3 protein-coding genes are annotated in these 4,156 nt (G+C 71.7%); all 3 read left to right on the forward strand.

Features of this window, described 5'->3' with window-relative positions; all coding sequences use genetic code 11:
• Positions 1-1,437: glutamate synthase-related protein (locus tag ACOJUF_RS09760; RefSeq protein ID WP_420121663.1), on the forward strand; the 1,437-nt coding region annotated here is incomplete at its 5' end.
• Positions 1,430-2,893, forward strand: a complete 1,464-nt coding sequence (locus tag ACOJUF_RS09765) for a glutamate synthase subunit beta (protein WP_420121664.1) — start codon at positions 1,430-1,432, stop codon at positions 2,891-2,893. The genes ACOJUF_RS09760 and ACOJUF_RS09765, both read left to right, overlap by 8 nt.
• Positions 2,894-3,158: 265 nt before the next feature.
• On the forward strand, positions 3,159-4,156 hold a 998-nt coding region (gene pyk, locus ACOJUF_RS09770), incomplete at its 3' end, for a pyruvate kinase (RefSeq protein WP_420121665.1).

The raw sequence follows: 4,156 nt of genomic DNA on the forward strand, positions 1-4,156 counted from the left end.
GCCGGCGTCACCAAGGCCCACGCGGACAAGGTGATCGTGGCCGGCTACGACGGCGGCACCGGCGCGGCGCCGCTGACCTCGCTCAAGCACGCCGGCCAGCCCTGGGAGCTCGGCGTCGCCGAGACCCAGCAGACGCTGCGCATCAACCAGCTGCGCGAGCAGGTGCGGCTGCAGGTCGACGGCGGCCTGCGGACCCCGCGGGACGTGGTCATCGCCATGCTGCTGGGCGGCGAGGAGTTCGGCTTCTCCACCGCGCCGCTGGTGGTCGCCGGCTGCGTCATGATGCGGGTCTGTCACCTGGACACCTGTCCGGTGGGCATCGCCACCCAGAACCCGGTGCTGCGCGAGCGGTACACCGGGACGCCGGAGTTCGTCGAGACCTTCTTCCTGTACGTCGCGGAGATGGTCCGGGAGTACCTGGCCGCGCTGGGCTTCCGGACGGTCAACGAGGCCGTCGGGCACGCGGAGATGATCGACGTCTCGGCCGCGGTGGAGCACCACCGCGCCCGCGGGCTGGATCTGACCCCGTTGCTGGAGATCCCGGAGGTGGCCAGTGACTACTACTGCACCAAGCCGGCCCGGCACGACCTGTCCAAGACCCTGGACGCCGAGCTGATCAAGCAGGCCCAGCCGGCGCTGCAGGACGCCCGTGGTGTCCGGATCACGCTGCCGATCCGCAACGTCGACCGGACCGCCGGCACGATGCTGGGCTCGGAGGTCACCCGGGTGTTCGGCCCGGAGGGGCTGCCCGACCACACGATCGAGGTCAACCTGACCGGCACCGCCGGCCAGTCGCTGGGCGCGTTCCTGCCCAAGGGCGTGTCCATCGACCTGCTCGGCGACGCCAACGATTACGTCGGCAAGGGCCTGTCCGGCGGCCGCATCGTGGTCCACCCGGACGAGAACTCCCCGGCCCAGGCGCCGGGGGTCAAGACCCAGGTGATCGCCGGCAACACCATCGGCTACGGGGCCACCTCCGGGGAGATCTTCCTCCGCGGCCGGGTGGGCGAGCGGTTCGCCGTCCGCAACTCCGGGGCGCTGATGGTGGTCGAGGGCGCCGGCGACCACGCCTGCGAGTACATGACGGGCGGCCGGGTGGTCATCCTGGGCCGCACCGGGCGCAACGTGGGGGCCGGGATGAGCGGCGGCATCGCCTACCTGCTCGACCCGGAACCGGCCAAGGTCAACCCCGAGCTGGTCGACCTCGAACCGCTGGAGGCCGACGAGGTCGCCTGGCTGGGCGAGGTCATCGGCTCGCACGCCAAGCTGACCGGGTCCCGGATCGCCGCGGCGCTGCTGGCCGACTGGCCGATCGCCGCCGTCCGGTTCTCCCGGGTCATGCCCCGCGACTACCGGCGGGTCCTGGCGCTGCGGGCCGAGGCCGCCGCGCTCGGGGTCAACGCCGACGAGATGATCATGGAGGCCAGCCATGGCTGATCCCAGCGGTTTCCTCAAGCACCCGCGCAGCGGGCCGGCCCGCCGGCCGATCCCGCTGCGGCTGCGGGACTGGCGCGAGGTCTACGAGCCGTTCGACGAGCAGGGCACCCGCACCCAGGCCACCCGGTGCATGGACTGCGGCATCCCGTTCTGCCACCAGGGTTGCCCGCTGGGCAACCTGATCCCCGAGTGGAACGAGCTCGTCCGCACCGGCAAGTGGGCCGAGGCCTCGGACCGGCTGCACGCGACCAACAACTTCCCGGAGTTCACCGGGCGGTTGTGCCCGGCGCCCTGCGAGGGTGCCTGCGTGCTGGGCATCGCCGACGATCCGGTGTCGATCAAGCTGGTCGAGCAGGAGATCGCCGACCACGCCATCGCCGAGGGTTATGGGCTGGAGCCGCGGCCGGCCGAGCTGGCCAGCGGGCGGACCGTCGCGGTGGTCGGCTCCGGCCCGGCCGGGCTGGCCGCCGCGCAGCAGCTGGCCCGGGCCGGCCACGCGGTCACCGTGTTCGAGCGGGACCAGCGCATCGGCGGGCTGATGCGCTACGGCATCCCCGAGTTCAAGATGGACCGGGAGGTGCTCGACCGGCGGCTGGCCCAGCTCTCGGCCGAGGGCGTCACCTTCGTCGCCGGCTGCGCCGTCGGCGGGACCGGGGCCGGTGACATCAGCGTGGAGAAGCTGCAGTCCGACTTCGACGCGGTCGTCATCGCCACCGGCTCGACGATCCCGCGCGAGCTGTCGGTGGACGGCCGGGACCTGGACGGCGTCCACCTGGCCATGCCCTACCTGACCCAGCAGAACGAGGTCTGCGAGGGCACCCGCGAGGCGGTCGACGTCTCGGCCGAGGGCAAGAAGGTCGTCATCATCGGCGGCGGCGACACCGGGGCCGACTGCTACGGCACCGCGCTGCGGCAGAACGCCGAGTCGGTGACCCAGCTGGACATCCACGTCATGCCGCCGGCCACCCGCGACCTGTCCACCCCGTGGCCGACCTACCCGCTGATGCTGCGGATCTCGGCCGCGCACGAGGAGGGCGGCGAGCGGATCTTCGGGGTCAACTCGACCTCGATCGAGGGCCGCGACGGCAAGGTCACCGGGTTGAACCTGGTGGAGGGCAAGCGGATCCCGGGCGGGTTCATCCCGACCGAGGGGACCGAGTTCCACATCGACGCCGACCTGATCCTGATCGCCCTGGGCTTCGTCGGCCCGGAGCGACCGGGCCTGCTCGACGAGCTGGGCGTGGAGATCTCCTCCCGGGGCACCATCGTCCGGGACGAGAACTACATGACGTCGGTGCCCGGGGTGTTCGTGGCCGGTGACGCCGGGCGCGGCCAGTCGCTGATCGTCTGGGCCATCGCCGAGGGCCGGTCCGCGGCCGCCGGGGTGGACGCCTACCTGGCCGGCCGGACGTTCCTTCCCGACCCGCTGGAGCCGACCGCGGTCGCGCTGCGCTAGCCGATCGATCGTCCGGCCGACGGGGCCCGGGGGTGGGAACGCCCACCGCCGGTCCCCGTCGGCGTCGGGCGGTCGGGCCGGCCGCCGGGTCGTCCGTCGCGTGCGCTGATCCGAAGCCCGCCGGGCCGGACCCGACGGCCGCCGGACCGGGCCCTCCATCCGCGCGGTCGGCGCGACGCCAGCCCGGGGGACTGCGATCGTCATCACATCGTGATCATGTGACCCTGACTTCTGTATCGGTTCAGAAGTCCGCTAGGGTGTGCCCATGACACGTCGCGCGAAGATTGTCTGCACCCTGGGTCCGGCCACGTCCTCGGAGGAGGCGATCGCCGCTCTGCTGGACGCCGGGATGAACGTCGCCCGGATGAACTTCTCCCACGGCGATTACGCCGACCACGAGGTGATCTATCACCGGCTGCGGGACGCGGCCAAGGCGTCCGGCAAGGCGCTGGCCATCATGGCCGATCTGCAGGGCCCGAAGATCCGGCTGGGCCGGTTCGCCGACGGCCCGCACGACTGGAACACCGGGGACTCGGTCACCATCACCGTGCAGGACATCGTCGGCACCAAAGAGCGGGTGTCGACCACCTACAAGGGTCTGGCCCGGGACGCCCGTCCCGGCGACCGGCTGCTGATCGACGACGGCAAGGTCGGTCTGGTCGTCACCGCGGTCGACGGTGACGACGTCACGTGCTCGGTCACCGAGGGTGGCCCGGTCTCCAACAACAAGGGCATCTCGCTGCCGGGGATGAACGTCTCCGTGCCGGCCATGTCCGAGAAGGACATCGCCGACCTGAAGTTCGCGCTGTCCCTGGGCGTGGACGTCATCGCGCTGTCCTTCGTCCGGTCGCCCACCGACGTCGACCTGGTCCGCGACGTGATGGACGAGGTCGGCGCCGCCCGTCGCCCGGTCATCGCCAAGCTGGAGAAGCCCGAGGCGGTCGCGAACCTCGAGGCGATCGTCCGCGCCTTCGACGGGATCATGGTCGCTCGCGGCGATCTCGGCGTCGAGCTGCCGCTGCAGCAGGTGCCGCTGGTGCAGAAGCGTGCGGTCCAGGTGGCCCGGGAGAACGCCCGCCCGGTCATCGTGGCCACCCAGATGCTCGACTCGATGATCGAGCACTCCCGCCCGACCCGGGCCGAGGCCTCCGACGTCGCCAACGCGATCCTGGACGGCGCGGACGCGGTCATGCTCTCCGGCGAGACCTCCGTCGGCAAGTACCCGATCATCGCGGTCAAGACCATGGCCCGGATCATCGAGGC

Origin of the sequence: Nakamurella sp. (assembly GCF_048594475.1) — a bacterium.
Taxonomy (GTDB): Bacteria; Actinomycetota; Actinomycetes; order Mycobacteriales; family Nakamurellaceae; genus Nakamurella.

Excerpts from the sequence above, each read along its gene's own strand:
- ACOJUF_RS09765 (WP_420121664.1), top strand. The coding sequence starts at position 1,430 with ATGGCTGATCCCAGCGGTTTCCTCAAGCACCCGCGCAGCGGGCCGGCC.